25 protein-coding genes are annotated in these 25403 nt (G+C 70.7%); 18 read left to right on the plus strand and 7 right to left on the minus strand.

What is annotated here, in order from left to right; translation table 11 throughout:
• The first annotated feature begins 19 nt into the window (after positions 1-19).
• A complete protein-coding gene (locus ABZX90_RS00520) occupies positions 20-715 on the plus strand; it encodes a GntR family transcriptional regulator (RefSeq protein ID WP_351121480.1) in 696 nt (231 codons plus the stop codon).
• Between the two features lie 224 nt (positions 716-939).
• Here ABZX90_RS00520 and ABZX90_RS00525 read toward each other — a convergent pair whose 3' ends face one another.
• Positions 940-1221, minus strand: coding sequence for an HPr family phosphocarrier protein (locus tag ABZX90_RS00525; RefSeq protein WP_351121478.1), 282 nt, complete (start codon positions 1219-1221; stop codon positions 940-942).
• 176 nt (positions 1222-1397) lie between these two features.
• Between ABZX90_RS00525 and ABZX90_RS00530 the strand changes: the two genes are divergently transcribed.
• The 4 genes from ABZX90_RS00530 to ABZX90_RS00545 all read left to right on the plus strand — a co-directional run bounded on the left by ABZX90_RS00530 (position 1398) and on the right by ABZX90_RS00545 (position 6825).
• Positions 1398-4226, plus strand: coding sequence for a GNAT family N-acetyltransferase (locus ABZX90_RS00530; RefSeq protein ID WP_351121476.1), 2829 nt, complete (start codon positions 1398-1400; stop codon positions 4224-4226).
• 134 nt (positions 4227-4360) lie between these two features.
• Positions 4361-4948 (plus strand): DUF5998 family protein, encoded by a 588-nt coding sequence (locus ABZX90_RS00535; RefSeq protein ID WP_351121474.1) that lies wholly within the window; start codon positions 4361-4363, stop codon positions 4946-4948.
• Complete coding sequence (locus ABZX90_RS00540; protein ID WP_351121472.1) at positions 4948-6135, plus strand: nucleotide pyrophosphatase/phosphodiesterase family protein; 1188 nt, start codon at positions 4948-4950, stop codon at positions 6133-6135. Before ABZX90_RS00535 ends, ABZX90_RS00540 begins: the two co-directional genes overlap by 1 nt.
• A 42-nt stretch (positions 6136-6177) precedes the next feature.
• Positions 6178-6825 (plus strand): thymidine kinase, encoded by a 648-nt coding sequence (locus ABZX90_RS00545; RefSeq protein WP_351121470.1) that lies wholly within the window; start codon positions 6178-6180, stop codon positions 6823-6825.
• Between the two features lie 44 nt (positions 6826-6869).
• On the opposite strand, the gene ABZX90_RS00550 is transcribed toward ABZX90_RS00545, so the two are convergent.
• Complete coding sequence (locus ABZX90_RS00550; RefSeq protein ID WP_351121468.1) at positions 6870-7673, minus strand: VOC family protein; 804 nt, start codon at positions 7671-7673, stop codon at positions 6870-6872.
• A gap of 322 nt (positions 7674-7995) precedes the next feature.
• Between ABZX90_RS00550 and ABZX90_RS00555 the strand changes: the two genes are divergently transcribed.
• Positions 7996-8823 (plus strand): sulfurtransferase, encoded by an 828-nt coding sequence (locus tag ABZX90_RS00555; protein WP_355200544.1) that lies wholly within the window; start codon positions 7996-7998, stop codon positions 8821-8823.
• Between the two features lie 205 nt (positions 8824-9028).
• On the opposite strand, the gene sepH is transcribed toward ABZX90_RS00555, so the two are convergent.
• Positions 9029-10081 (minus strand): septation protein SepH, encoded by a 1053-nt coding sequence (gene sepH / locus ABZX90_RS00560; RefSeq protein ID WP_355200546.1) that lies wholly within the window; start codon positions 10079-10081, stop codon positions 9029-9031.
• Positions 10082-10553: 472 nt separating this feature from the next.
• Here sepH and ABZX90_RS00565 point away from each other — a divergent pair, with 472 nt between their 5' ends.
• Positions 10554-11351, plus strand: coding sequence for a hypothetical protein (locus ABZX90_RS00565; protein WP_355200548.1), 798 nt, complete (start codon positions 10554-10556; stop codon positions 11349-11351).
• Here ABZX90_RS00565 and ABZX90_RS00570 read toward each other — a convergent pair.
• Positions 11275-12594 (minus strand): D-arabinono-1,4-lactone oxidase, encoded by a 1320-nt coding sequence (locus tag ABZX90_RS00570; RefSeq protein WP_355200550.1) that lies wholly within the window; start codon positions 12592-12594, stop codon positions 11275-11277. The two genes, ABZX90_RS00565 and ABZX90_RS00570, sit on opposite strands and share 77 nt — an antisense overlap.
• Entirely contained in the window at positions 12554-13792 is a 1239-nt protein-coding gene (locus tag ABZX90_RS00575) for an MFS transporter (protein ID WP_355200552.1), read from the minus strand. Before ABZX90_RS00575 ends, ABZX90_RS00570 begins: the two co-directional genes overlap by 41 nt.
• Before the next feature lie 269 nt (positions 13793-14061).
• On the opposite strand from ABZX90_RS00575, the gene ABZX90_RS00580 reads away from it, so the two are divergent.
• Together ABZX90_RS00580 and ABZX90_RS00585 are read left to right on the plus strand one after the other, a co-directional pair.
• Positions 14062-15189, plus strand: coding sequence for a ferrochelatase (locus tag ABZX90_RS00580; protein ID WP_355200554.1), 1128 nt, complete (start codon positions 14062-14064; stop codon positions 15187-15189).
• A gap of 8 nt (positions 15190-15197) precedes the next feature.
• Positions 15198-16013, plus strand: coding sequence for an inositol monophosphatase family protein (locus ABZX90_RS00585; protein ID WP_351121454.1), 816 nt, complete (start codon positions 15198-15200; stop codon positions 16011-16013).
• Between the two features lie 79 nt (positions 16014-16092).
• Here the strand turns inward: ABZX90_RS00585 and ABZX90_RS00590 are convergent, their stop codons facing one another.
• The gene (locus ABZX90_RS00590; RefSeq protein ID WP_167459062.1) at positions 16093-16266 is read right to left on the minus strand and encodes a hypothetical protein; all 174 of its coding nucleotides are present in this window, start codon (positions 16264-16266) and stop codon (positions 16093-16095) included.
• Between the two features lie 414 nt (positions 16267-16680).
• Here ABZX90_RS00590 and ABZX90_RS00595 point away from each other — a divergent pair, with 414 nt between their 5' ends.
• The 4 genes from ABZX90_RS00595 (at position 16681) to ABZX90_RS00610 (ending at position 20189) form a co-directional block, all read left to right on the plus strand.
• Positions 16681-17334 carry a response regulator transcription factor gene (locus ABZX90_RS00595; protein ID WP_103549594.1) on the plus strand — a complete coding sequence of 218 codons (654 nt, stop codon included), beginning with the start codon at positions 16681-16683 and terminating at the stop codon, positions 17332-17334.
• A 6-nt stretch (positions 17335-17340) separates the two neighbouring features.
• Positions 17341-18573: a HAMP domain-containing sensor histidine kinase gene (locus ABZX90_RS00600; protein WP_351121451.1), complete on the plus strand. Its 1233-nt coding sequence runs from the start codon at positions 17341-17343 to the stop codon at positions 18571-18573.
• A gap of 394 nt (positions 18574-18967) precedes the next feature.
• On the plus strand, positions 18968-19264 hold the full coding sequence (locus tag ABZX90_RS00605) for a DUF4193 domain-containing protein (RefSeq protein ID WP_003997302.1): 297 nt from the start codon (positions 18968-18970) through the stop codon (positions 19262-19264).
• 13 nt (positions 19265-19277) lie between these two features.
• Positions 19278-20189 carry a hypothetical protein gene (locus ABZX90_RS00610; protein WP_355200557.1) on the plus strand — a complete coding sequence of 304 codons (912 nt, stop codon included), beginning with the start codon at positions 19278-19280 and terminating at the stop codon, positions 20187-20189.
• Between the two features lie 335 nt (positions 20190-20524).
• Here the strand turns inward: ABZX90_RS00610 and ABZX90_RS00615 are convergent, their stop codons facing one another.
• Positions 20525-21001 (minus strand): DUF3093 domain-containing protein, encoded by a 477-nt coding sequence (locus ABZX90_RS00615; protein ID WP_351121447.1) that lies wholly within the window; start codon positions 20999-21001, stop codon positions 20525-20527.
• Positions 21002-21059: 58 nt separating this feature from the next.
• On the opposite strand from ABZX90_RS00615, the gene ABZX90_RS00620 reads away from it, so the two are divergent.
• From ABZX90_RS00620 to ABZX90_RS00640, 5 genes are all read left to right on the plus strand, one after another.
• A complete protein-coding gene (locus ABZX90_RS00620) occupies positions 21060-21644 on the plus strand; it encodes a hotdog domain-containing protein (protein WP_351121445.1) in 585 nt (194 codons plus the stop codon).
• Between the two features lie 41 nt (positions 21645-21685).
• The gene (gene dut / locus ABZX90_RS00625; RefSeq protein WP_351121720.1) at positions 21686-22180 is read left to right on the plus strand and encodes a dUTP diphosphatase; all 495 of its coding nucleotides are present in this window, start codon (positions 21686-21688) and stop codon (positions 22178-22180) included.
• A gap of 1 nt (position 22181) precedes the next feature.
• Positions 22182-22940, plus strand: coding sequence for a DUF3710 domain-containing protein (locus ABZX90_RS00630; RefSeq protein WP_351121443.1), 759 nt, complete (start codon positions 22182-22184; stop codon positions 22938-22940).
• 232 nt (positions 22941-23172) lie between these two features.
• Positions 23173-24393 (plus strand): alginate lyase family protein, encoded by a 1221-nt coding sequence (locus tag ABZX90_RS00635; RefSeq protein ID WP_355200559.1) that lies wholly within the window; start codon positions 23173-23175, stop codon positions 24391-24393.
• Positions 24394-24488: 95 nt separating this feature from the next.
• Positions 24489-25187, plus strand: a complete 699-nt coding sequence (locus tag ABZX90_RS00640) for an ABC transporter ATP-binding protein (RefSeq protein WP_355200561.1) — start codon at positions 24489-24491, stop codon at positions 25185-25187.
• Positions 25188-25403: the final 216 nt, after the last annotated feature.

Raw genomic sequence — 25403 nt, forward strand, 5'->3', positions numbered from 1 at the left:
ATTAAAGCGGAGGTCGGGCATGCGTATTCCGGCGCACTCGGTATGCACGGCGATCCGTGACGACATCGTCGCGGGTGTCTACGAGCGTGGCGGCCGGCTCACCGAGGAACTGCTCGCGCGGCGCTACGGCGTCTCGCGCGTCCCCGTGCGCGAGGCCCTGCGCACGCTGGAGGCCGAGGGCTTCGTGGTCACCCGCCGGCACGCGGGCGCGTGCGTCGCGGAACCCACCGAGCAGGAGGCCGCGGACCTCCTTGAGATGCGCATGCTGCTGGAACCGCTGGGAGCCTCCAGGGCCGCCCAGCGCCGCACGGAGGCTCACCTGAAGGTGCTCCGAGGCCTGGTCAGGTTGGGGCAGGAGCGCTCCAGGAGAGGCCACAGCGAGGATCTGCGCTCACTGGGCGGCTGGTTCCACGAGACGCTCGCACAGGCATCCGGAAGCCCCGCACTGAGCTCCACGCTCGCCCAGCTGCGGCACAAGATCGCCTGGATGTACTCGGTGGAGGCGCCGGCCAACCCCGCGGAGTCCTGGGCGGAGCACGGCGGCATCGTGGACGCGGTCGCCCGCGGCGACAGCGAGCGGGCCCGCGCGATCACGGCCCTGCACACCGAGCGGGCGATGGGCGCGCACCGGCTCCGATTTCCCGGCGGCGGCGATCGTCCGGAACGTGTGAGGACTTCGCAACATCCCGTAAACATGACGGGCCCGCGTCATTAACACGGGCGCCGTATACAAAGAGGGATATTAGGCAGGGGTCTATTTCTCATGCCCTTTTATTCGCGTGCCAGGAATTCAGGCGCGCGCTATTTCTGTGTCCGCGCAGCGAGAGGCGCGCGGGTCGCGCGGGAATTCCTGAGCGGGGTACGGAAAACGGCTGAGCCGCACCGCCCGGGGGAGGGGCGGTGCGGCTCAGCCGCGTGTGTCCTGGGCGCCTTGTGGGCTCAGACGGTCTCGGGGAGCTCGTCGAGCCCCTCGGCGACCAGCTTCGCCAGACGGTCGAGGGCGATGTCCGCGCTCTCGGCGTCCGACGCGAGGACGATCTCCTCGCCGCCCTGGGCGCCCAGGCCGAGGACCGCGAGCATGGAGGCCGCGTTGACGGGGTTGCCGTCGGCCTTGGCGATCGTCACGGGGATGCCGGAGGCCGTGGCGGCCCGGACGAAGATGGAGGCGGGCCGGGCGTGGAGGCCCTCGGTCCAGCCGACGTTGACGCGGCGCTCAGCCATGTGATGCTGCCCTTCAGGTGTTCAGGGTTGTCTAGACCAGTGTTCCATATCGTGAGGCATGCCCGGACGGCCCCTCGTTCCGTCCGCCGCGACGCCGGTCCGCGGCCCCGGCGCGACGTCCGTCCTCCACAGACTGCCTCGCGCCGTTGTCGTACGCGAGCCGTACTCTGGGCCCCATGCAGACCTCGTCGGACCGGCACGAGTACCCCGCGCACTGGGAGGCCGACGTGGTGCTGCGCGACGGCGGCACCGCACGCATCAGGCCCATCACCGTCGATGACGCCGAGCGCCTGGTCAGCTTCTACGAGCAGGTGTCCGCCGAGTCGAAGTACTACCGCTTCTTCGCGCCGTATCCGCGCCTGTCCGCCAAGGACGTCCACCGGTTCACCCACCACGACTTCGTGGACCGCGTGGGTCTCGCGGTCACGGTGGGCGGCGAGTTCATCGCGACCGTCCGCTACGACCGGATCGACGCCGACGGGCTGCCCGCGTCCGCGCCCGCCGACGAGGCCGAGGTCGCCTTCCTCGTGCAGGACGCCCATCAGGGCCGCGGTGTCGCCTCGGCCCTGCTCGAACACATCGCGGCCGTGGCCCGCGAGCGCGACATCCGCCGCTTCGCCGCCGAGGTACTGCCCGCCAACAACAAGATGATCAAGGTGTTCACGGACGCCGGGTACACCCAGAAGCGCAGCTTCGAGGACGGCGTCGTACACCTGGAGTTCGACCTCGAACCCACCGACCGGTCGCTCGCCGTGCAGCGCGCGCGGGAGCAGCGTGCCGAGGCCCGGTCCGTGCAGCGGCTGCTCGCCCCCGGCTCGGTCGCTGTCATCGGCGCCGGGCGCACACACGGCGGGGTCGGCCGCAGCGTCCTCGACAACCTGCGGGAAGCCGGGTTCACCGGACGCCTGTACGCCGTGAACACGGCACTTCAGGAGAAGGAACTCGACGGAGTACCGGCCCACCGCTCCATCCGCGACATCGCCGAACCCGTCGACCTCGCCGTCGTCGCCGTGCCCGCCGAGCATGTCCCCGAGGTCGTCACGGAATGCGGCGAACACGGGGTGCAGGGGCTCGTGGTGGTCTCCGCCGGATACGCCGAGAGCGGTCCCGAAGGACGCGAGCGCCAACGCGAACTCGTGCGGCACGCGCGCACGTACGGCATGCGCATCATCGGGCCCAACGCCTTCGGAATCATCAACACCTCCCCCGAAGTGCGCCTGAACGCCTCGCTCGCCCCGGAGATGCCACGCCCCGGGCGGATCGGCCTGTTCGCGCAGTCCGGCGCCATCGGTATCGCGCTCTTGTCCCGGCTGCACCGGCGCGGCGGCGGCGTCACGGGCACCACCGGCGTGTCGACCTTCATCTCCTCCGGGAACCGGGCGGACGTGTCCGGCAACGACGTACTTCAGTACTGGTACGACGACCCGGACACCGACGTCGCCCTGATGTACCTCGAATCCATCGGCAACCCGCGCAAGTTCACCCGCCTCGCCCGGCGGACCGCGGCGGCGAAGCCGCTGGTCGTGGTCCAGGGTGCGCGGCACGGCGGGGCCGCTCCCCAGGGGCATGCCGTACGGGCCACACGGCTGCCGCACACCACCGTGTCCGCGCTCCTGCGCCAGGCCGGAGTGATCCGGGTGGACACGATCACCGAACTCGTCGACGCGGGCCTTCTGCTGGCGCGCCAGCCGCTCCCCAGGGGGCCCCGCGTGGCGATCCTCGGGAACTCCGAGTCGCTGGGGCTTCTGACGTACGACGCGTGTCTCGCCGAAGGGCTCAGGCCCCTGCCGCCGCGGGACCTGACCACGGCGGCCTCGGCGGAGGACTTCCACCGCGCGCTGTCGGAGGCCCTCGCCGACGACGACTGTGACGCCGTCGTCGTGACGGCCATACCGGCGGTGGGGGAGACCTCGACCGCCGACGCCGCGCTCGCCGAGGCGCTCCGCTCCTCCGCCGCGGCGGCTCCGGCGAAACCGGTGCTCGTGGTGCACGTCGAACTGGGTGGGCTCGCCGAGGCCCTGTCCGCCGCCGCGAGCACCGCTCCCCAGGCAGCCGAGACGGCACCCGGTGCGGCCCCTGGAGCCCGGTTCCATCCCGCGGACCGATCACCCACCGCGGTGAGCGCCGAATCCGCGTCGGACTCCCGGCTCATCCCGGCCTACCCCGCCGCCGAGCGCGCCGTCCGCGCCCTCGCCGAAGCGGTGAAGTACGCCCAGTGGCGCATGGACGCCGGCGAGCCCGGCAAGGTGCCCGAGTACGAGGACATCGACGAAAAGGGAGCGGCCCGGCTGATCGACGACCTCCTCGCGCGCGGGGAGGGGCTGACCCTCGGCGGCGAGGAGACGCGGGCGCTGCTCGGGCGGTACGGCATCGACGTACACCCTGCTCTGCCCGCCCCCACACCGGACGACGCCGTCGAGGCCGCGCGCGTCATCGGCTACCCCGTGGCCCTGAAGACCACCGCCCCGCACCTGCGACACCGGGCCGACCTGGGCGGCGTACGGCTGGACCTGGCGGACGAGGAACAACTGCGCCGGGCGTACACGGAGTTGACCGAGCTGTTCGGGACACCGACGGTGCTGCGCCCGGTCGTGCAGGGGATGGCACCGCGCGGCGTCGACACGGTCGTCCGCGCGGTGATCGACCCGGCGGCCGGGGCGGTGCTCTCCTTCGGGCTCGCCGGAGCCGCCTCCGAACTGCTCGGGGACACGGCGCACCGGCTGATTCCGGTCACCGACCGGGAAGCGGCCTCGTTGGTCCGGTCGATCCGGACGGCACCGCTCCTGTTCGGCTGGCGGGGCTCCGCGCCGGTCGACACGGCGGCCCTCGAAGAGCTCATGCTGCGGGTGTCGCGGCTGGTCGACGACCACCCGGAGGTCGTCGCGGTCTCGCTGGAGCCGGTGGTGGTCGCCCCCACCGGTCTGAGCGTCCTGGGCGCCACGGTACGACTGGCCCGCGCCCCGCTCCGGGACGACCTCGGCCCCCGGACACTGCCCGTCGTCTGAGCAGTCGGGGCCGTCTGTGTCGTCCGAGCCGCCTGGTCCGGTCGAGGACTGCTCCCCGATTCGATCTGATCCGTCCACGACAGACCCCTGCGAGCGGTGCCTCGCAGTCAGTGGGCCCCCGTAGGATGGACGTCATGGCCAAGACCAGTACGACGACCCAGGGGCTGCGAGCGGCGATCGAGCGCAGCGGCTACTACCCGGCCCTCGTGGCCGAGGCGGTGGAGGCCGCGATCGGCGGCGAGACCATCCGGTCGTACCTGGTCCACCAGGAGACGACGTTCGACGCGAACGAGGTGCGGCGGCACGTCACCGTGCTCGTCCTCACCGGCAACCGCTTCATCGTGAGCCACACCGACGAGCAGAACGCGGACACCACGTCCCCGACGCCGTACGCCACGACGTCGACGGAGTCGGTCAAGATCGGCCGGATCTCGTCGGTCGTCGTCAGCCGTGTCGTCGCGAACCCCGAGTCGTACACGCCCGGCACGCTGCCCCGCGAGGTCGTCCTGACCATCGGCTGGGGCGCCGTCTCCCGCATCGACCTGGAGCCGGCCGCCTGCGGTGACTCCAACTGCGAGGCGGATCATGGTTACACCGGCAGTTCGACGGCGGACGACCTGAGCCTGCGCGTCAGCGAGGCGGGGGACGGCCCGGAGACCGTCCGCCAAGCCCTCGCCTTCGCGCAGTCGCTCTCCGAGGCGACCGCGGACATCACCCGCTGATGGCGCTGCCCACCTGGGACCACCCGGAACCGCTCGCCATCGGCTCCGCGCCCGTCCCCGAGTACGGCGCCGGTTCGCTGGCCGACCTGCTGCCCACGCTCGCCGCGGGGATGTCCGTGCCCGGCGCGACCGCCGTCATACCGGAGCTGACCGCAGCCGACAGGAACTGCGTGTTCCTGATCGACGGCCTCGGCTGGGAGCAGCTCAAGGCTCACCCGGACGAGGCACCCTTCATGACGTCGCTCCTCGCGTCCTCGCGCGGCGGCACGGGGCGTCCGATCACCGCCGGCTACCCGGCCACCACCGCGACCTCCCTCGCCTCCGTCGGCACCGGCCTGCCCCCGGGCGCGCACGGCCTGCCCGGCTACACCGCGCGCAACCCCGCCACCGGCGACCTGATGAACCAGCTCCGCTGGAACCCGTGGACCGATCCGCGCGCCTGGCAGCCCTACCCCACGGTCTTCCAGCTGGCCGACGCGGCCGGCGTGCACACCGCCCAGGTCTCCTCGCCCACCTTCCAGAACACCCCGCTGACGAAGATCGCGCTGAGCGGCGGCACGTTCCACGGCCGGCTGTCCGGCGAGGAGCGCATGGACCTCGCTGCCGAGCAACTGGCCGCCGGTGACCGCTCCTTGGTCTACACGTACTACGCGGAGGTGGACGGCAAGGGCCACCGCTTCGGCGTCGACTCGGACCCCTGGCGCGGTCAGCTGATGTATGTCGACCGCCTGGTCCAGCGCCTCGTGGAGCAGCTACCGCCCCGCTCGTCGCTGTACATCACCGCCGACCACGGCATGATCGACATCCCGTTCGACGAGCAGCACCGCATCGACTTCGACGAGGACTGGGAGCTGCGTGCCGGCGTCGCCCTGCTGGGCGGCGAGGGCCGTGCCCGCCATGTGTACGCGGTCCCTGGCGCCGAGGTGGACGTGCTGACCTGCTGGCGCGAGGTCCTCGGCGAGCAGTTCTGGATCGCTTCCCGGGACGAGGCGATCGACGCGGGCTGGTTCGGCCCGCACGTCGACGAGCGGGTGTACGCCCGGCTGGGTGACGTGATCGCGGCCGCCCGGGACGATGTCCTGATCACCGCCTCCGAGCGGGAGCCGAAGGAGTCGCTGATGGTCGGCAACCACGGCTCGATGACCCCGGCCGAGCAGCTGGTGCCCCTCCTCCAAGTACGCTCCTGACGCCCTCCCCCTTCCCCGTTGCCGAAAGGTGCTCAACTCACCATGCCCGAGCTGGTGTTCTTCTCCGGAACGATGGACTGCGGGAAGTCCACGCTGGCTCTCCAGATCGAGCACAACCGCTCGGCGCGGGGTCTGCAGGGCATGATCTTCACGCGCGACGACCGCGCGGGCGAGGGCAAGCTCTCCTCGCGCCTCGGCCTGGTCACCGACGCGGTCGAGGTGGCCGACGACCAGGACCTGTACGCCTATCTGGTCGACCATCTCTCCCAGGGCGGCCGGGCGGACTACGTGATCGCGGACGAGGCGCAGTTCCTGGCTCCCCCGCAGATCGACCAACTGGCGCGCGTGGTGGACGACCTGGGCGTCGACGTCTTCGCCTTCGGGATCACCACCGACTTCCGCTCCAAGCTCTTCCCGGGCTCCCAGCGTCTGGTCGAACTGGCCGACCGGGTCGAGGTCCTCCAGGTCGAGGCCCTGTGCTGGTGCGGCGCCCGCGCCACGCACAATGCCCGCACCGTGGGCGGCGAGATGGTCGTCGAGGGCGCCCAGGTCGTCGTCGGTGACGTCAACCAGCCCGAGAACATCGGCTACGAGGTCCTGTGCCGCCGGCACCATCGCCGCCGTATGACAGCGGCCACGGCCCACGCGAGCGCCCTGTCGCCCGACGTCCTGCCGATCGCCTCGGCCTGACCTGTTCTCCGAAGGCGGTTTCCGAGGCGCGGTGGCTCACCGCGTCACGTGACGGCGTGGATCAGGGAGAACATCGCGCCCTCCGGATCCGCCACCGTCGCCACGCGCCCGTACGGCGAGTCGTGGGCCTGCTTGAGGAGGTGCCCACCGAGTTCCGTGATGCGCCGGACGGTGCCGTCCACGTCGTCGGCCTCGAAGTACGTCAGCCAGTGCGGGCCGCGGTCGCGGGGCAGGGCGTTCCCGACGCCGTGGATGCCGGCCACCGGGTGGCCGTCGAGGTGCAGGGTCACATAGTCGAAGTCGGCCGAGACGGTCGGCTCCAGTTCGTAGCCGAAGACCCCCTGGTAGAACTTGACGACACTCTCGGTGTCGCGGGTCACGAGCTCGTTCCACGCCGGGGTGCCCGGCACGCCGGTGATCCCCGTGCCCAGATGGGCCGCCACCTGCCAGATGCCGAAGACGGCGCCCGACGGGTCCGAGGCGATCGCCAGGCGGCCGGCCTCGGCGGCGTCGATCGGGCCCACCCCCACGGTGCCGCCGCTGTGCCGCACCGTCTCGGCGGTCTGGTCCACGTCGGCCGAGGCGAAGTACGGCGTCCAGGCGATCGGCAGGTGCCGGTCGGGCGGCAACTGGCCGATCCCGGCCACCTCATGGCCGTCGAGAAGGGCTCGCGCGTACGGGCCGAGCTGCGGTGGGCCCGGCTGGAACTCCCAGCCGAACAGCGCTCCGTAGAAGTCCTGGGTCGCGGTCATCTCATGCACCATCAGGCTCACCCAACAGGGTGAGCCGGGCGTGTGCCGAGCGTGCGTGGTGCCGTTCGGGCCGGCCGATTCCCGTGCCTCGGTCATCGTCACTCTCTTCTCGGCCCCTCGCGGTGGCCGGTCACCTTCCGCCTGCGAACACGCGTACTCAGTCGCGTGCGTGCACGCCCCGTGCCGATGTTCGCACCACCGGTCGTCCCGCGCGTCCCGGCCGCGCCGCCGTCGGGCGGCCCACGGGCGGAGGACGCCCGATCTGCCGTTTCTCATCCGTTTCGGAGTGATTGCCGCGTGGTGTCCATCGGTTGTACAGCATGTGCCCGATCCCATACGCCTGGTGATCGGACCTGTCCGGCGGAGCAGAGTAGCCGGACATGGACGAAGCGGCCACCCCGTGCGTAAGGATGGGGCCATGAACGCCATCATCACCGCACCCGAACTCGCGAGCGACCTGGCCGGACCGAACCCGCCGGTGCTCCTCGACGTCCGCTGGCAGTTGGGTGGCCCCAACCTGCGCTCCGAGTACGAGAGCGCGCACATTCCCGGTGCCGTCTACGTCGATCTGGATTCCGAACTCGCTGGTCCGGCCGGTGCGGCGGGCCGCCATCCGCTCCCCGACCCCGAGGTCTTCGGCGCGGCGATGCGGGCCGCCGGAGTGTCCGAGGACCGCGATGTCGTTGTGTACGACGGCGGGCAGGGCTGGGCCGCCGCGCGTGCCTGGTGGTTGCTGGGCTATTCGGGTCATCCGTCGGTGCGCGTGCTTGACGGCGGGTTCGGCGTGTGGAGCGGTCCGGTGTCCTCGGAGGTCCCCTCGCCGGCCCCCGGAACGTTCGTACCGGCGCCCGGCGCCCGGCCGATGCTCGACGCGGACGGAGCGGCCGGGCTCGCCCGCACCGGGCTGCTGCTCGACGCCCGCGCGGGGGAGCGGTACCGGGGCGAGGTCGAGCCGATCGATCCGGTCGGCGGGCACATCCCGGGCGCCGTCTCCGCGCCGACCGCCGAGAACGTCACGGAGGACGGACGGTTCCTGCCGTCGGCCGAACTCGCCGCCCGGTTCACGTCCCTCGGTGTGATGCCGGCGTCCGAGGTCGGCGTCTACTGCGGCTCCGGTGTCTCGGGCGCCCATGAGGTGCTGGCCCTCGCCGTGGCCGGTGTTCCCGCGGCTCTGTACGTGGGTTCGTGGTCGGAGTGGTCCCAGGACGGGAACCGCCCCGTCGCGGTGGGCCCCGACCCGCGGTAACGCCCGCAGTAGCCACCGGGACGTCCGCGGTGACGGCGAGAACGTCCGCAGTGACGGCGCGAACGCCCGCGGTAACCGCGAGGCGCCCGCAGGAACGGCGTGGTGCGCCGGCCGCCGTGCCGAGCGCGGTCGTCGACCCCGCCGTGCGGTGTACGAAGACGGGGCCCGCACCGGATCGGCGCGGGCCCCGTCGTCGTACACCTGACTAGTCCTGCTTCTTCCGCCGTGTGCCGAAGACGATCTCGTCCCAGCTCGGGACCGCCGCTCTGCGGCCCGGGCGGACACCGTCGGCCTCGGCCTGGCGGTCGGTCGCGCCGACGAGCCGGTCGCGATGGCTGCCGACCGAGCGGGGCATGAGCACGTCCGCGTACGCGGAACCGGCACCTGCCGAGGCGGCGGGAGCCGGGGGCTCCTCCGCCTCGGTGTCGGGGTCGGGTTCCTCGACGGCGGGCCGCTCGGTGGTGGTGGGCCGCTCGGGCACCACCATGTCGCCCCGGAAGCTGGGCACCGCCTCCAGGAGGCTGGTCAGCGAGTCCCGGTCCTCGGCCTCCTCGGCCGGTTCCGGGGGCGGCGGAGGCAGGCTCGGCCGCTCCATCTGCCGGTCCAGGGCGCGGTCCAGCGGACGGTCGCGGGGCAGCCGGGCGATCCGCGGCACGAACGGGAAGCTCGGCTCGGGTGCCGCGAGGTCGTCGGATTCGCCGATCAGCGAGCGTGCCTCGTCGTCGACGGCCTGGACGAGCCGCCGGGGCGGGTCGTAGGTCCAGCTCGCGGCGTGCGGTTCGCCGGCGACCCGGTAGACCAGCATGACTTCCCAGGTGCCGTCGTCGCGGCGCCACGAGTCCCACTGGACGGTGTCCTTCTCGGCACCCCGGATCAGCAGCCGCTCCTGGACGGCCTCGCCGAGCTGGGGACCGGCGTTCTCTCCGGGGCGGCGGACAGGAGTCTTCCTGGCGCGCTCGGCCATGAAGGCGCGCTCGGCCAGCACGGGTCCCTCGAAGCGACGTACGCGATCGACGGGGATTCCGGCGAGCTGGGCGACTTCCTCCGCGGAAGCGCCGGCGCGTATACGCGCCTGGATGTCTCGGGGGCGGAGATGGCTCTCCACCTCGATCTCGATCTGGCCGAGGCGGGGACGGTCACCGCGTACAGCGGCGCGCAGACGCTCGTCAATCGGAAGCGTGTACTCCGTACTGTCCGCAGCCTTCAGCACCAGCCGTGTGCCGTCGTTAGAGACGGCCACGACACGCAGTTCGGGCATGGGGACCTCCCGGGTGGTGCCTGCCGACGTCACGTGCGTCGCTGCTTCCGCTAGTCGAGTGTGGCCTGCCCGGGTGCAGCCTGCCACAACCTTGCCGAGTTGCCCGGCGTGTCGGGCACGGGCCCGGGATCGCCGTTATGGCACGGTTACCTATTCGCAACGCTAAGTGACGAACTCCATCACCCTGTGCAACGAGCCCCCTCCCGGCGGTCCTGCAAGGCCCCGGACACCCTGGCGGGAGTCCGGACCCAGGGCTCGCAACAGTACTCCATTCGGGCCACTTGCGTGGATCGGCACGCCGCCCAACTTCGAGCGGGGGGTGGTAGTTGGCCGTTCCTGGAGCCGATTCGGCGGTCATCGAACGTGGCGCACTTCACGTAATCGGCAGAAACGGAACTTATCGTTTCGCCTGTACGTCCCCTTCTCGTGCGGTCGGTCGATCAAGTACGGGAAAGGCAGGCAAGGTCCGGGAATGCGTGAGAAGCCGGAAGTGGGCGGCGAGAAGCCGGGTGCCGACGTGGAGTCGAGGAAGAGGCGGGTGGACCTGAGCGTCCCTCAAGTGGCGGGCAGCGCGGTGGCCGCGGTGGTCGCCGCGAAACTCGCCTCCTACTTCGGGGTCTACGGGACGATCCTGGGCGCCGGACTGGTCAGCGCGGTCGCCACCTGCGGAGGAACGCTCTTCCAGCACTTCTTCAAGCGCACCGGCGAGCAGATACGCGATGTGAAGGTGCCGCCGAGAACGAAGCCCCGGCAGGTGCTCGGTACCCCCGGCGAGTTCACCGAGGGGACCGTCTACCGCGCGCGGGTCAGGAGCTGGAAGCGGCCCCTGGTCGCGACCGCCCTCGTCTTCGGCGTCACGATGGCCGGAATCACCTCGTACGAGCTGGTCTCGGGGCGGAGTTTCAGCGGCGGAGGCACGAGTACGACGGTCGGCGACGCCTTCAAGGGGCACGGCGCCGGCTCGGGGAATCCGGAGCCCGGTACGTCACCCTCGACCGGGTCTTCGTCGTCCTCGATCCCGGATTCGACCCAGGATTCGACCCAGGAGACGTCCCCGGCCACCGGCGGTGGCGGCTCGGGTGACGCGGGGAGCGACGGCAGCGGTACGACGTCCGTGCCGATGCCGGGCGACGGCGCGTCCTCGGACCCGGAAGCCGGGGACGGCACCCCGACTCCCGCGCCCAGCACGACCGCTACGACCCCAGAACCCTCCGCAAGTAGTCATTCGCGAAGCGCCGCTCCGGATCCAGCCGATCCCGCAGCGCCGTGAACTCGCCGAAGCGCGGATAGACCTTGGCGAAGTACTCCGCGTCGCGCGTGTGCACCTTGCCCCAGTGCGGCCGCCCCTCGTGCGCGGTGAAGATCCGCTCGGCGGCGCTGAAGTACGCCTGATAGGGGGTGCCCTTGAACATGTGGACGGCGATGTACGCGCTCTCCCGTCCGGACGCCGTGGAGAGGGCGATGTCGTCGGCGGGCGCGGTCCGCACCTCCACGGGGAAGCTGACCCGCAGAGCCGAGCTGTCGACCATCGACTTCAGCTCGCGCAGCGTTTCGACGAGGGCCTCGCGCGGCACGGCGTACTCCATCTCCACGAACCGCACACGGCGCGGGGAGGTGAACACCTTGTACGGAATGTCGGTGTAGGTCCGCGCGGACAGCGCGCGGCTGGAGAGCCTGGCGATCGACGGGATGGCGGCGGGCACGGCCCGGCCGAGCAGATTGGCCACCTGGAAGGCGCCGTTGGAGAGGAGCTCGTCCTCGATCCAGCCGACGATCGGCCCCACCGGCTTCTCGGGGCCCGCGCTGCGGTTGTTGCGCTTGGTGTTGCAGTTGCCCGTGTGAGGGAACCAGTAGAACTCGAAGTGCTCGTTCTCGGTGAAGAGTTCCTCGAAGTCGGCGGTGAGCCTGTCGAAGGTCATCGGCTCCTCGCGGGCCGTGAGCAGGAAGACGGGCTCCACGGAGAACGTGATCGCGGTGACGATCCCCAGGGCGCCGATGCCTATCCGGGCCGCCGCGAAGACGTCCGGGTTCTCGTTCTCGGAGCAGGACAGCACCGAGCCGTCCGCCGTCATTAGTTCGAGGCCCTTGATCTGCGCGGCGATCGACGCGGAGTCGCGCCCGGTGCCGTGCGTTCCGGTGCTGGTCGCCCCCGAAACGGTCTGCTCCATGATGTCGCCCATGTTCGTGAGCGACAGACCCTCACGCGCGAGCGCCATGTTGAGTCTCTTGAGCGGGGTGCCCGCCTCGACCGTGACCGTCATGGCCGTACGGTCGATCTTGCGGATGCCGGTCAACAGTTGAGGGCGGATCAATACGCCGTCGGTCGCCGCGGCGGCGGTGAAGGAGTGGCCGGTGCCGACGGCCTTCACCGTCAGGCCGTCCTCGGCCGCTTTCCGTACGGCGGCGGAGAGTTCGTCGACCGAGGCAGGGGTGACCTCCCGTACGGGACGGGCGGTGACGTTCCCCGCCCAGTTACGCCACGTGCCGCTCTTCCCGCTCACTGTGGTGCTCATGAGACCCTCCCCGCTGCGGAACCGGCCTGCTCAGCCGGCGATACCCGAGGAAACCGACCGCGACCGCGACGGCCCCGGACACCGCCGGAACCCCGTACCCGGCCTTCGCGCCGGCGGAGTCGATCACCCAGCCGGCCACGGAGGAGCCGAGCGCGACCCCGACCGCGAGTCCGGTGCTCACCCAGGTCATGCCTTCGGTCAGTTTCGCGCGAGGTACGTGCTGCTCGATGAGGGACATCGTCGTGATCATCGTGGGAGCGATGGAGAGGCCCGCAACGAACAGCGCCACGGCCAGGAACGGCAAGTTTCCGACCAGTAGGAGGGGGATCATACTCACGGCCATCGCGCATATTCCCAGCAGCCACCTGCGTTCGGGCGCCCCCTTGAAGTGCAGCAGTCCGAAGACGGCTCCCGCGAGGCAGGAGCCCGCCGCGTAGAGGGCCAGGACGATGCTCGCGGCGCCCTTGTGGCCCTGCTCCTCGGCGAAGGCCACGGTGACCACGTCGACCGCTCCGAAGATCGCCCCGGTCGCCACGAACGTGGCCACCAGGACCTGGAGTCCGGCCGCGCGGAGCGCCGAACCTCCGGCGTGCTGCTCGCGCGGATGCGGCTCGGGTTCGGTGGCGCGCTGGGAGGTCAGCCAAAAGACTCCGGCTGCCAGGAAGCAGGCGGCGAGCAGCGGTCCGGCCTCCGGGAACCACACCGTGGAGAGGCCGATGGAGATGATCGGCCCGAAGATGAAGCAGATCTCGTCCACCACGGACTCCAGGGAGTACGCGGTGTGCAACTGCGGGGTGCCTCCGTAGAGGGCCGCCCAGCGGGCCCGGATCATCGCGCCGATGCTCGGGACGCAGCCGATGCCGGCCGCGCACACGAACAGCACCCAGTCCGGCCACTCGAAGTGCGCGGCGACCAGCAGCCCCGCGGCGGCCGACAGCGCGAAGAGGGTCACGGGGCGCAGGACCCGCCGCTGTCCGTGCCGGTCCACCATGCGCGAGACCTGCGGACCCATCGCCGCGGCCGCCAGCGCCATGGTCGCCGACAGGGCGCCGGCGAGGCCGTACCGCCCGGTCAGCTGCGAGATCATCGTGACCACGCCGATGCCCATCATGGACAGCGGCATCCTGCCGAGCAGGCCCGCGGCGGAGAAGCCCTTGGACCCGGGGGCGGCGAACAGGGCGCGGTACGGGCTGGGCACGGGGGGACTCCGTCGGCTCGGCTCGGCCCCTCCCGGTCACCACGGGCGGCCCGAACTTCGGTAAGGCGTGAAGCTGGCCGATACAGCTTACGGGTTAGGTGACCCTAACGCACGCCTCCGGAAGCCTCTCCGTACGTCCTGCGCCCGCCCTCGCGCCCGTCCGCGCGCGCAGGCTCGACGCCCGCCCGGCCGAGCGCCCCCGCCATCGCCGTCTCCTCCGTCGCCCCGCCGTTTCTCGCATGCCAGTGGCGGGTGGCAGGATCGGACGCATGCCAGAAGTGCTCGATGCCACCCCCTACGACGCCCTGCTCCTGCTCTCGTTCGGAGGTCCCGAGGGTCCGGACGAAGTGGTCCCGTTCCTGGAGAACGTGACGCGGGGCAGAGGCATCCCCAAGGAGCGGCTCAAGGAGGTCGGGCAGCACTACTTCCTGTTCGACGGGATCAGCCCCATCAACGACCAGAACCGCACCCTGCTCGACGCGCTGCGCAAGGACTTCGCCGAGCACGGTCCGGACCTGCCGGTCTACTGGGGCAACCGGAACTGGGCGCCGTACGTCACCGACACGCTGCGCGAGATGGTCGCCGACGGACGGCGCCGGATCCTGGTGCTGGCCACCAGCGCGTACGCCTCGTACTCGGGCTGCCGCCAGTACCGCGAGGACCTGGCCGGGGCGCTGGCCGTCCTGGAGGGGGAAGGGCTGGAGCCGCCGAGGATCGACAAGCTGCGGCACTACTTCAACCATCCCGGGTTCCTGGAGCCGATGACCGAGGGCGTCCTGCGGTCCCTGGCCGAACTGCCCGAGGAGGTCCGGGCGGGCGCGCACCTGGCGTTCACCACGCACTCGATCCCGATCGCCGCGGCGGACACCTCCGGCCCGGTCGAGGGGCACGGCGACGGCGGCGCGTACGTCCGGCAGCACCTGGATGTGGCCCGGCTGATCGCGGAAGCGGTGCGCGAGGAGACCGGGATCGCGCACCCGTGGCGGCTCGTCTACCAGTCGCGCTCCGGAGCCCCGCACATTCCGTGGCTGGAGCCCGACATCTGCGACCACCTGGAGGAGCTGCACGGGGCCGGAGCGGCGGCCGCGGTGATGGTGCCGATCGGGTTCGTCTCGGATCACATGGAGGTCCTGTACGACCTGGACACCGAGGCGCGGGCGAAGGCGGCGGAGCTGGGGCTGCCGGTGCGCCGTTCGGCCACGGTGGGCTCCGACCCCCGGTTCGCCGCGGGAGTCCGTGACCTGGTGCTGGAGCGCGCCGCGGCCGAGAGCGGCCGGCGGGTGACACCGTGTGCCCTGGGCGCGCTGGGCGCGAGTCACGACCTGTGCCCGGTGGGCTGCTGCCCGGCCCGCACGCCCAAGCCCGCCGCCGCGGGCACCGACAGCCCCTACGCATGAGGAGCCCCGTGACCGAGCCTCTGCACACCGAACTGCTCCAGCTCGCCCACGAGGCCGCCCGCCGCGCGGGCGCGCTCCTGCGTGACGGCCGCCCGGCGGACCTGGCGGTCGCCGCCACCAAGTCCAGCCCGATCGACGTCGTCACCGAGATGGACATCGCGGCCGAGAAGCTGATCACCGCTCTGATCGCCGAGCACCGCCCCCGCGACGGCTTCCTCGGCGAGGAGGGCGCCGCCACCGAGGGCACCAGCGGCATCCGCTGGATCGTCGACCCGCTCGACGGCACGGTCAACTACCTGTACGGGCTGCCGACCTGGGCGGTGTCGATCGCGGCCGAACAGGACGGCGAGACCGTCGTCGGCGTCGTGGCGGCACCGATGCGGGGTGAGACCTATCACGCGGTGCGCGGCCGGGGTGCCCGGGCCACCGGCGCCTGGGTCGGCGAACGCCGGCTCGCCTGCCGCCCGTCGCCGCCGCTCGACCAGGCACTCGTCGCGACCGGTTTCAACTACGTGACCGAGGTCAGGAGCCACCAGGCCGACGTGGCCCAGCGGCTGATCCCGCTGGTGCGCGACATCCGGCGCTCCGGCTCCGCGGCCGTCGACCTGTGCGACGTCGCGGCCGGCCGCCTCGACGGCTACTACGAGCGCGGCCTCCACCCCTGGGACCTCGCGGCGGGGGACCTGATCGCCCGTGAAGCGGGCGCGGTGACCGGTGGACGCCCCGGAGAGCGCCCCGCGGGCGATCTCGTGGTGGCAGCCTCCCCGGGCGTCTTCGAGCCCCTCCAGCGGCTCCTGGAGGACTTCGGGGCCTGGCACGACTGAGGGCGGCCGCTGGAAGGCGGAAACGGAGCGGGGCCCCGGTACTGGATCGATACCGGGGCCCCGCTCTCGTACGTACTGATCAGACGCGCGTCGCGCCGACCTCCACACCGTGCTCGGCGGCCAGGCGGTGCAGGTCGTCCAGCTCGGCCTGCTCGACCTCCGCGAGGAAGTCGTCGCCTGTCTCGCGAGCCCGCGTCAGGTCGGACTCGGTCGCCCTTATGCGCTGCAGAAGTCCTGCGGTGAATGCGTCCATGCTGCGCCCCCTCGTCCTGGGTCGTGGGTCGGGTGGCACGGGGGTGTGCCGATGGGAAGGGGCGATCACGTCTCCGATGGGGTGCCCAGCGCTGCCCGGGCTGGGCGGCGACGGTGCCGGACACCCACGCCCGCTCTGCGGAAGCGGTTGGACGTACCACAAGGTGGCTTGCCACATGCAGAGCGTGATCGCGGGGTGTAAAGCCGTCCTCCCCCCGCTCTCTTCCGTGGAAACCTCAACCCGGCGAGAAAATCTGGCATTCCCGGTCCCCTGGACGGGCTTCCCTGGCGCCTCCCCCGTCTTACAGCCGGTTTACGGCCGAAAAGGGCAGGATGGAGCTCTCATCCGTGACAGACCTGCCCGCGTGGTGCCCTGAAACGTGCCGCGCCGGTGGACAGAGGAAGGACAAGCGACGTGCGTGTACTCGTCGTCGAGGACGAGCAGTTGCTCGCCGATGCGGTGGCCACCGGACTGCGCCGGGAGGCCATGGCCGTCGACGTCGTGTACGACGGGGCGGCCGCGCTGGAGCGCATCGGAGTCAACGACTACGACGTGGTCGTCCTCGACCGCGACCTCCCGCTCGTGCACGGCGACGACGTCTGTCGCAAGATCGTCGAGCTCGGCATGCCCACGCGCGTGCTGATGCTGACCGCGTCCGGCGACGTCAGCGACCGGGTCGAGGGCCTGGAGATCGGTGCCGACGACTACCTCCCCAAGCCGTTCGCGTTCAGCGAGCTGACGGCACGCGTGCGTGCTCTCGGGCGTCGTACGAGCGTGCCGCTGCCGCCCGTCCTGGAGCGTGCCGGGATCAAGCTCGACCCCAACCGCCGCGAGGTCTTCCGCGACGGCAAGGAGGTCCAGCTCGCTCCCAAGGAGTTCGCCGTCCTGGAAGTGCTGCTGCGCAGCGAGGGAGCCGTCGTCTCCGCGGAGCAGCTCCTGGAGAAGGCCTGGGACGAGAACACGGACCCGTTCACCAACGTCGTGCGCGTGACCGTCATGACGCTGCGCCGCAAGCTCGGCGAGCCAGCCGTGATCGTCACCGTGCCCGGCTCCGGCTACAGGATCTGATCCACCGTGGCCACCACCCCCGCGCCGCCCACGGCGCCACCGAAGCCCACCTGGGACCCCAGAAGGGCGGAGCCGCCGTTCCCCTGGCTGCGCCCGACGATCCGTATACGGCTCACGCTGCTGTACGGCGGCATGTTCCTGATCGCCGGCATCCTGCTGCTGTCGATCATCTACCTGCTCGCGGCGCAGGCGTTGAACGTGGGCAGCGAGCTCCCGTTCAAGATCATTTCAGGGCAGGTCGGCAGCAGCACCTGCAACTTCCCGTCGGCTCCGTCGTCGGACGAGCTCAACAAGGCGATGTACGACTGCGTGAACCAGCAGCGCCAGCACGCCCTGGACGACCTGCTCAGCCGCTCGCTGCTGGCCCTGCTCGGCCTCGCGATCATCGCCTTCGCGTTCGGCTACGCGATGGCGGGCCGCGTCCTCTCGCCGCTCGGGCACATCACCCGCACCGCGCGCGCGGTGGCCGGCTCCGACCTGTCCCGGCGGATCGAGCTGGACGGCCCGGACGACGAGCTGAAGGAGCTCGCGGACACCTTCGACGACATGCTGGAGCGGCTCCAGCGGGCCTTCACCGCCCAGCAGCGTTTCGTCGGGAACGCCTCGCACGAACTGCGTACCCCGCTCGCGATCAATCGCACGCTTCTGGAGGTGCATCTCTCGGGCCAGGAGGTGCCGGCGGAGCTGCAGCAGCTGGGCAAGACCCTGCTCGCCACGAACGAGCGCAGTGAGCAGCTCGTCGAGGGTCTGCTGCTGCTGGCCCGCAGCGACAACCAGATCGTCGAGCGCAAACCCGTGGACCTCGCCGAGGTCGCCTCGCAGGCCGTCGACCAGGTGCATGCCGAGGCGGAGGCCAAGGGCGTGGAGATCCGCGGGCGGCGGGCTCCGGTGGTCGTCCAGGGCAACGGCGTCCTCCTGGAGCGCATCGCCCTGAACCTCGTCCAGAACGCCGTCCGGTACAACGTGCCGAAGGACGGCTGGGTCGAGGTCACGACCGAGACGCAGCACGGCCGGGCGGTCCTGGAGGTGTCGAACACGGGACCGGTGGTTCCCGCGTACGAGATCGACAACCTCTTCGAGCCCTTCCGGCGGCTGCGGACGGAGCGCACGGGCAGCGACAAGGGTGTGGGCCTCGGCCTGTCGATCGCCCGGTCGGTGGCCCGCGCGCACGGCGGCCACATCGTCGCTCAGCCCCGCGAAGGGGGTGGTCTCGTGATGCGCGTCACCCTTCCCATCTGAGACCATGTCGCGGACACGCGACGATGTTCGCTTTGCGCGGAATTTCGTGGTCACCCACTTGAGTGACCCGTGTGTGATCGATCACAAGGGCGATTTTCGGTCCATCCACTCTCTGTGATCATGCAGGCTGTCGGAAAGCCGGGAAAATCCGGGTTTTCGGGGGTCTTGATCACGGGAAGTACACGGTGGGACGCCTTTGAAGTGCGACCTCAGGACCGTGTACGGTCCGCATCGCCATCCAAGCCGATCACTCTTGAGGAGTCCGGTTGGGTGTCGATTGAGTAACAGACCTTGATGTGAGGCAAAATCTCCGCCTCGGGTCGGGCACAAGTCCGGCCTCTCACGCGTTACGTGCGCTGGAGACACCGAAGACACCCAGAGGGGGAGAGCGACAATGGCAACGGATTACGACACCCCACGCAAGACCGACGACGACGTCGACTCGGACAGCCTTGAAGAACTGAAGGCTCGCCGGAACGACAAGTCGACGTCGTCCGTCGATGTAGATGAGTTCGAGGCCGCAGAAGGCCTGGAGCTGCCCGGTGCGGACCTCTCGAACGAGGAGCTGGCCGTCCGGGTGCTGCCCAAGCAGCAGGACGAGTTCACTTGCATGAGCTGCTTCCTGGTGCACCACCGCAGCCAGCTGGCCCGCGAGAAGAACGGTCAGCCGATCTGCCGCGACTGCGACTGAGGCAGGGTCGGCCGTGACTGGCTCGACCTCACCCTGGAAGCGCCGCCTCCCCTTCAGGGCGGCGGACGAAGGGTCCCTCAAGGGCCCTGAAGGCGTGCGTGACGACGAGCGGGGCTCTTCCGAACAGGGATCAGCCTCGCTCGACCGAGCGGGCGCCACAGACGGCCTGACGGCCCCCACGGACACTCCCGCGCCCGTCGCAAGGCGTCGCGCGGCGGCCGTCCGGGACGGGGTCACGAAGGGCGTCCACACGAGCGGCGTGCGGGTCAGGTCGGGCCTGGCGTACGTCGTCGACCGCATCATCGACATCGCCCCGCGGGTTCCCGTACGGGACCTCGCGACGCTCCGCAAGCAGTTCCCGGGCCTCGATCCCGAGCAACTCGCGGACAAGCTCGTCGCGGGCGCCGCCGCCGCGACGTCCACCGTCGGCGCCGGGATCGGCGCCGCCGCGATGCTGCCGGTGCCGCCCGCCATGCCCACGGAGCTGGCGGCCGAGATCACCGCCGTCGCCGCGATCGAGCTCAAGCTGGTCGCCGAACTCCACGAGGTCTACGGCCTGCGGCCGCCGGGGAACCTCAAGCAGCGCAGTACCGCGTATCTGCATTCCTGGTCGGGCGAGCGCGGCATCGACGTGGCCAAGCCCGTGACGATCAACGCCGCGCTGGGCGGCCAGATGAAGCGCGAGCTGCGCCAGCAGATCATGAAGAGAACGATTCGGGACCTGCCCAACCTGATCCCGTTCATGGTCGGCGCGGCGGTCGGGGCGGTGATGAACCGCCGCGACACCAAACGCGTCGCGGGGCACATCCGCAGGGACCTGCGCAAGATGCAGGTGCCGTGGGACGCGCTCCCGGAGCTGCCACCGCTGGAGAAACCGACGGATCCGGTACGGATCGGGGAGATTCCCGGAGAGCTGGGGCGCTGACGTCGTTCGCGGGGCCGGCGCCCGGAACCCTGACCGATGTCCTGGACGAACCCTGACCGCTGTCCTGGACGCGGCCGTGGTGTGCCCGAAGGCCGCCGGGATCAGTTGCCTCGGCGCCGCCTGGTCTCGCCGTCGGCTTCCCGGCGGCTGCCCAGGCTCGGCGGGCCACTGTCCTTGTCACGGCCCGGAGCTCTGATCGCTCTCATGTGAGCAGGCGCGCCACCGCTCGGGTGAGCGCCTTGCCGAGCGTCCCGGCGCCGACCGGAGACACTTCGTTCGGGGCGTCACGCGTGCGTGCCGCCCCGCGCGTCCCGGCGTGACGCCAAGGGCAGCCTTCAGCTGTCCTCGGGCCGGGCCGACTCCCGCGCCGCTTCCAGGGCGGCCACCAGACGCTCCGGCTCCCGCGTCGACAGATACAGATAGGGCGTCGGGTCCGCCGGGTCCGTGACCTGGACGCGCAGCGCCGTCGGGATGTACGAGCGCAGGAGCATGAACGCACGCGTGTCGGCCTTGTACGTGCGCCAGGCCCGCGCCTCCTCCTGGTCCAGGATCTCCGTGTCTCCGAGCGCCGAGACCGGGATCCGGGCGTCGCCCGCGATCAGCGAGTCACCGACCACACGGATGCGCATCGAGCCGTACGCGCTGGCCGCGACCGCCGCGACCGCGGTGCCGCCGACCAGGGCTCCGAGCATCGGCAGCGTGCCGAAGGGGAGGAAGACCAGGGCCATCGCGAGCCCGAACAGGAAGCTGATCACCCACCACGACCGGGGTGCGGTGAGGCGTTCTTCGTACGGGGAGGCGGAGAGCTGCATGAAGCCAAGCTTGGCACGGTGCGAAGACTTGGTGGACTCGCGGGTAAGGTCTGCGGCTGTGAGTGGTACATCCGCAGCTCTGACGCCTCCCGCCGACGCCGTCGCGCCGGTGCGGCACCCCGACGCGCCCGCCCCCGGAGAGCTCCTCGGAGCACACTACGAACAGTGTTTCGGGTGTGGCGGAGGGCAGCCTCACGGGCTCCATCTGGAGGCCCGCGCGGGCGACGGGGTCCGGGTCACGGCGGAGTTCACCGTGCGGCCAGTCCATCAGGGCGCCCCCGGTCTCGCGCACGGCGGCGTCCTCGCCACCGCGCTCGACGAAACGCTCGGCTCCTTGAACTGGCTGCTGCGGACGATCGCCGTGACGGGACGCCTGGAGACCGACTTCCGACGCCCTGTGCCGGTCGGCACCGTGCTGTATCTGGAGGCCGAGGTCACCGCGGTGGCCGGCCGGAAGATCTACTGCACGGCCACCGGGCGGATCGGCGGCCCCGACGGGCCCGTCGCCGTCACCGCCGACGCCCTCTTCGTCGAGGTGAAGGTCGACCACTTCATCGACAACGGCCGCCCGGAGGAGATCCGGGCCGCCATGAACGACCCGGACCAGATCCGGCGAGCCCGTGCCTTCGAGGTGAACCCGTGACCCGCAGTCCCGGGGCCCGTGAGCCCCGTCAAGAACTCGCTGTGCTGATCAGGCGCGTCGATCCGGACGTCCCGCTTCCCGAGTACGCGCAACCCGGTGACGCCGGAGCCGATCTGCGGACCACCGAGAGCCGCGAGCTGAAGCCCGGTGAGCGGGCCGTCCTGCCGACGGGAGTGTCCATCGCGCTGCCCGAGGGGTACGCGGCCTTCGTGCACCCGCGCTCCGGCCTGGCCGCCCGCTGCGGCGTCGCCCTCGTGAATGCCCCGGGGACGGTTGATGCCGGGTACCGTGGGGAGATCAAGGTGATCGTGGTGAATCTCGACCCGCACGAGTCCGTGCGATTCGAGCGCTTCGACCGGATTGCTCAACTGGTCGTCCAGCAAGTCGAGAAGGTTCGCTTCCAAGAGGTCGCGGAACTTCCCGATTCTGCGCGGGCCGCAGGGGGCTTCGGGTCCACCGGCGGTCATGCCGCCGTGGACAGCACAACGGGTGGGAATCGATACGCTTCGGTCGTATCCGACCGGGAAGGACAGTGACGTGTTCGGACGTCGCAAGAAGGGCAGTGCCGCCGAAGACGCGGCGGGCGAGGCCGAGCAGGTCGTCGACGGCGTCGACACTGAGACGGACGAGGGTCGCGAGCGCGTGAGGCTCGAACCCGAACCGCGCCCCGACGGGCCCTGGGACAGCGCCGAGGTCCGTGACCCGGCCGAGGGCCGGGTGGACCTGGGCGGTCTCTTCGTGCCCGGAGTCGACGGCATGGAGCTGCGGGTCGAGGTCGCGGGCGACGCGATCGTCGCGGCGACCGTCGTCGTCAACGACAGCGCGGTCCAGCTCCAGGCTTTCGCCGCTCCCAAGCGCGAGGGAATCTGGGGCGAGGTGCGCGAGGAGATCGCCTCCGGGATCACTCAGCAGGGCGGTGTCATCGACGAGGTCGAGGGTCCGCTGGGCTGGGAGCTGCGGGCGCAGGTACCGGTACAGCTGCCGGACGGCACGGGTGGTTTCCAGGTCGTGCGATTCGTCGGCGTGGACGGTCCCCGCTGGTTCCTGCGCGGAGTGATCTCCGGGCAGGGCGCGGTGCAGCCGCAGGCCGCGGGTCTGCTGGAGCAGATCTTCCGGGACACGGTCGTCGTCCGCGGTGAGGGCCCGATGGCCCCGCGCGACCCGATCGTCCTGAAGCTGCCGAACGACGCGCAGATGGTCCCCGAGGGCGTTCAGCAGGAGGAGCAGAGCGGCTCCCGCTTCTCCGGCGGCATGGGACAGCTCCAGCGCGGACCGGAGATCACCGAAGTCCACTAGTCGGACATCAGGAGGGCCGCATCCCCAGGGGTGCGGCCCTTTCCTATGTCTCCACCACCGTGCGCGGCTCACGCGCGCCCACCTCCCGCCAGGTCCTCGTATGTGAACGGCGGTTGAGCAGCAGGTCTTTCTTCAGGCCTTGACGGAAGGCTGGTCCATACCTATGGTCACCGGCCAGCGCACCTGTTCAGCACCCCATGTGTAGTTCACATACAAGAACGGATGGCTCCGCATGTCCGACACCCCCACTCGGCATCGCCGCAGACGGCGCCCCGCCTTCCTCGTCACCGTCGCCGCGGCGACCGCCGCCCTCGTCGGCACCCTCCTGTCCTGGCCCGGCGCGCACCGGGCCGACGCGGCGCCCGCCACCTTCGTCCACCCCGGAGTCACCGTCTCCAGGGGCCAGTTGGACTTCGCCCGCACCGAGGTCCTGGCCGGCGCCCAGCCCTGGAAGGGCGCCTACGACCAGATGATGGCGAGCAAGTACGCCTCGCTCACCCGCACCCCCACACCCCGCGCGACCGTCGAGTGCGGCTCCTACTCCAACCCGAACTACGGCTGCACGGACGAGCGCGAGGACGCGATAGCCGCGTACACCGACGCCCTCGCCTGGTACGTCACCCGCGACGAGCGCTACGCCAAGAAGGCCATCGAGCTGATGGACGCCTGGTCCGCTGTGATCAAGGACCACACCAACAGCAACGCGCCCCTGCAGACCGGCTGGGCCGGCTCCTCCTGGCCCAAGGCCGCCGAGATCATCAAGTACACGTACACCGGCTCCTGGGCCAACTCCGGCCGTTTCGCGACCATGCTGCGCGACGTCTACCTGCCCGAGATCATCAACGGCTCGAATTCCAACGGCAACTGGGAACTGTCGATGATGGAGGCCGCGGTCGGCATCTCCGTCTTCCTGGAGGACAAGACGTCGTACGACAAGGCCATGGCGAAGTTCCGGACGCGTACGGCGGCGTACGTCTACCTCTCCATCGACGGCTCCGTGCCGAAGACGGTACCGAGCCAGAACCTCGACACCACCGCCAAGATCGTCGCCTACTGGCAGGGACAGTCCACCTTCGTCACCGGGCTCACCCAGGAGACCTGCCGGGACTTCACCCACACCGGATACGGCATCTCGGCCATCTCGCACATCGCCGAGACCAGCCGCATCCAGGGGCAGGACCTCTACGGCACCGATGTCGGCGAACGGCTGCGCCAGGCACTCGGCTTCCAGTCGAAGTACCAGCTGGGCACGGCGGCGCCGAGCTGGCTGTGCGGCGGCTCGCTGAACCTCGGGCTCGGGCCGGTCACCGAGGTCGGCTACAACGCCCTGCACAACCGCCTGGGCATCGCGATGACCAACACCCAGACGCTGAACCAGCAAAACCGCCCGGCGGGCAGCAACAACCTGTTCGTGGCCTGGGAGACGCTGACGCACGGCGACAATCCCGCGTGAACCGAAGCCGGGGCCTCATCCGATGAACCATTGAGGGACCGGGCGTTCGGTCGCGATACTGACGCCCGGTCCACGGGGGATCACGGGGAGGGAACATGAGGCAGGTCGTCACCGGCACCGACACCATGGTGCGCGTCGAGAACGTCCATCGTTCGTACGGGACCGGAGCCGCCGCCGTGCACGCGCTGCGCGGTGTCTCCTTCGAGGTACCGCGCGGAGAACTCGTCGCCCTCAAAGGGCGCTCGGGATCGGGCAAGACCACACTGCTCAATCTCGTCGGCGGGCTCGACGAACCGGACGAGGGCCGTGTCGCGGTGGACGGCCTAGACCTCTCGACCCTCGACGAGAACGGACTGCTGGGCCTGCGTCGCGACCACATCGGCTTCGTCTTCCAGTCCTTCGGACTCATCCCCATCCTCACCGCCGCGGAGAATGTCGGGGTCCCGCTGCGGCTGCGCCGGGCCGAAGCGCGCGAGCGCGAGGAGCGCGTCGAGCTGCTGCTCTCCCTCGTCGGTCTCGCCGACCACGCCGCCCAGCGGCCCGGTGAGCTCTCCGGTGGCCAGCAGCAGCGCGTGGCCATCGCCCGCGCCCTCGCCAACAACCCCGCCCTGCTCATAGCCGACGAGCCCACCGGCCAGGTGGACGCGGAGACCGGCCATGCCGTGATGGAGCTGCTGCGCGCCGTCGTCCGCAGCGAGCAGGTGACAGCGCTGGTCGCCACCCATGACGCGACTCTGCTCGACCTGGCCGACCGCGTGCTGGAGCTGAGCGACGGGGAGATCGTCGAGCACTGAGGCCTCGCGGGGGCAGGGAGGGCGGTGCGGGGCTCAGTGGGGGCTGTACCAGGCGCTGCCCAGAGCCGCCCAGAGCCGCCCAGAGCCGCCGAGAGCCGTGCGGGGTCGTACGGGGGGCTACGAGGTCGTCCGGGGCATCAGGGTTGTGTCAAAGACGTCTCCCGGCCGGCCTCTCGTCCCTTTTGTCGAGATTCTTGGCCGTAAAGTCGACGCTGC

Source organism: Streptomyces sp. NPDC002935 (assembly GCF_040611295.1).
Lineage (GTDB): Bacteria > Actinomycetota > Actinomycetes > Streptomycetales > Streptomycetaceae > Streptomyces.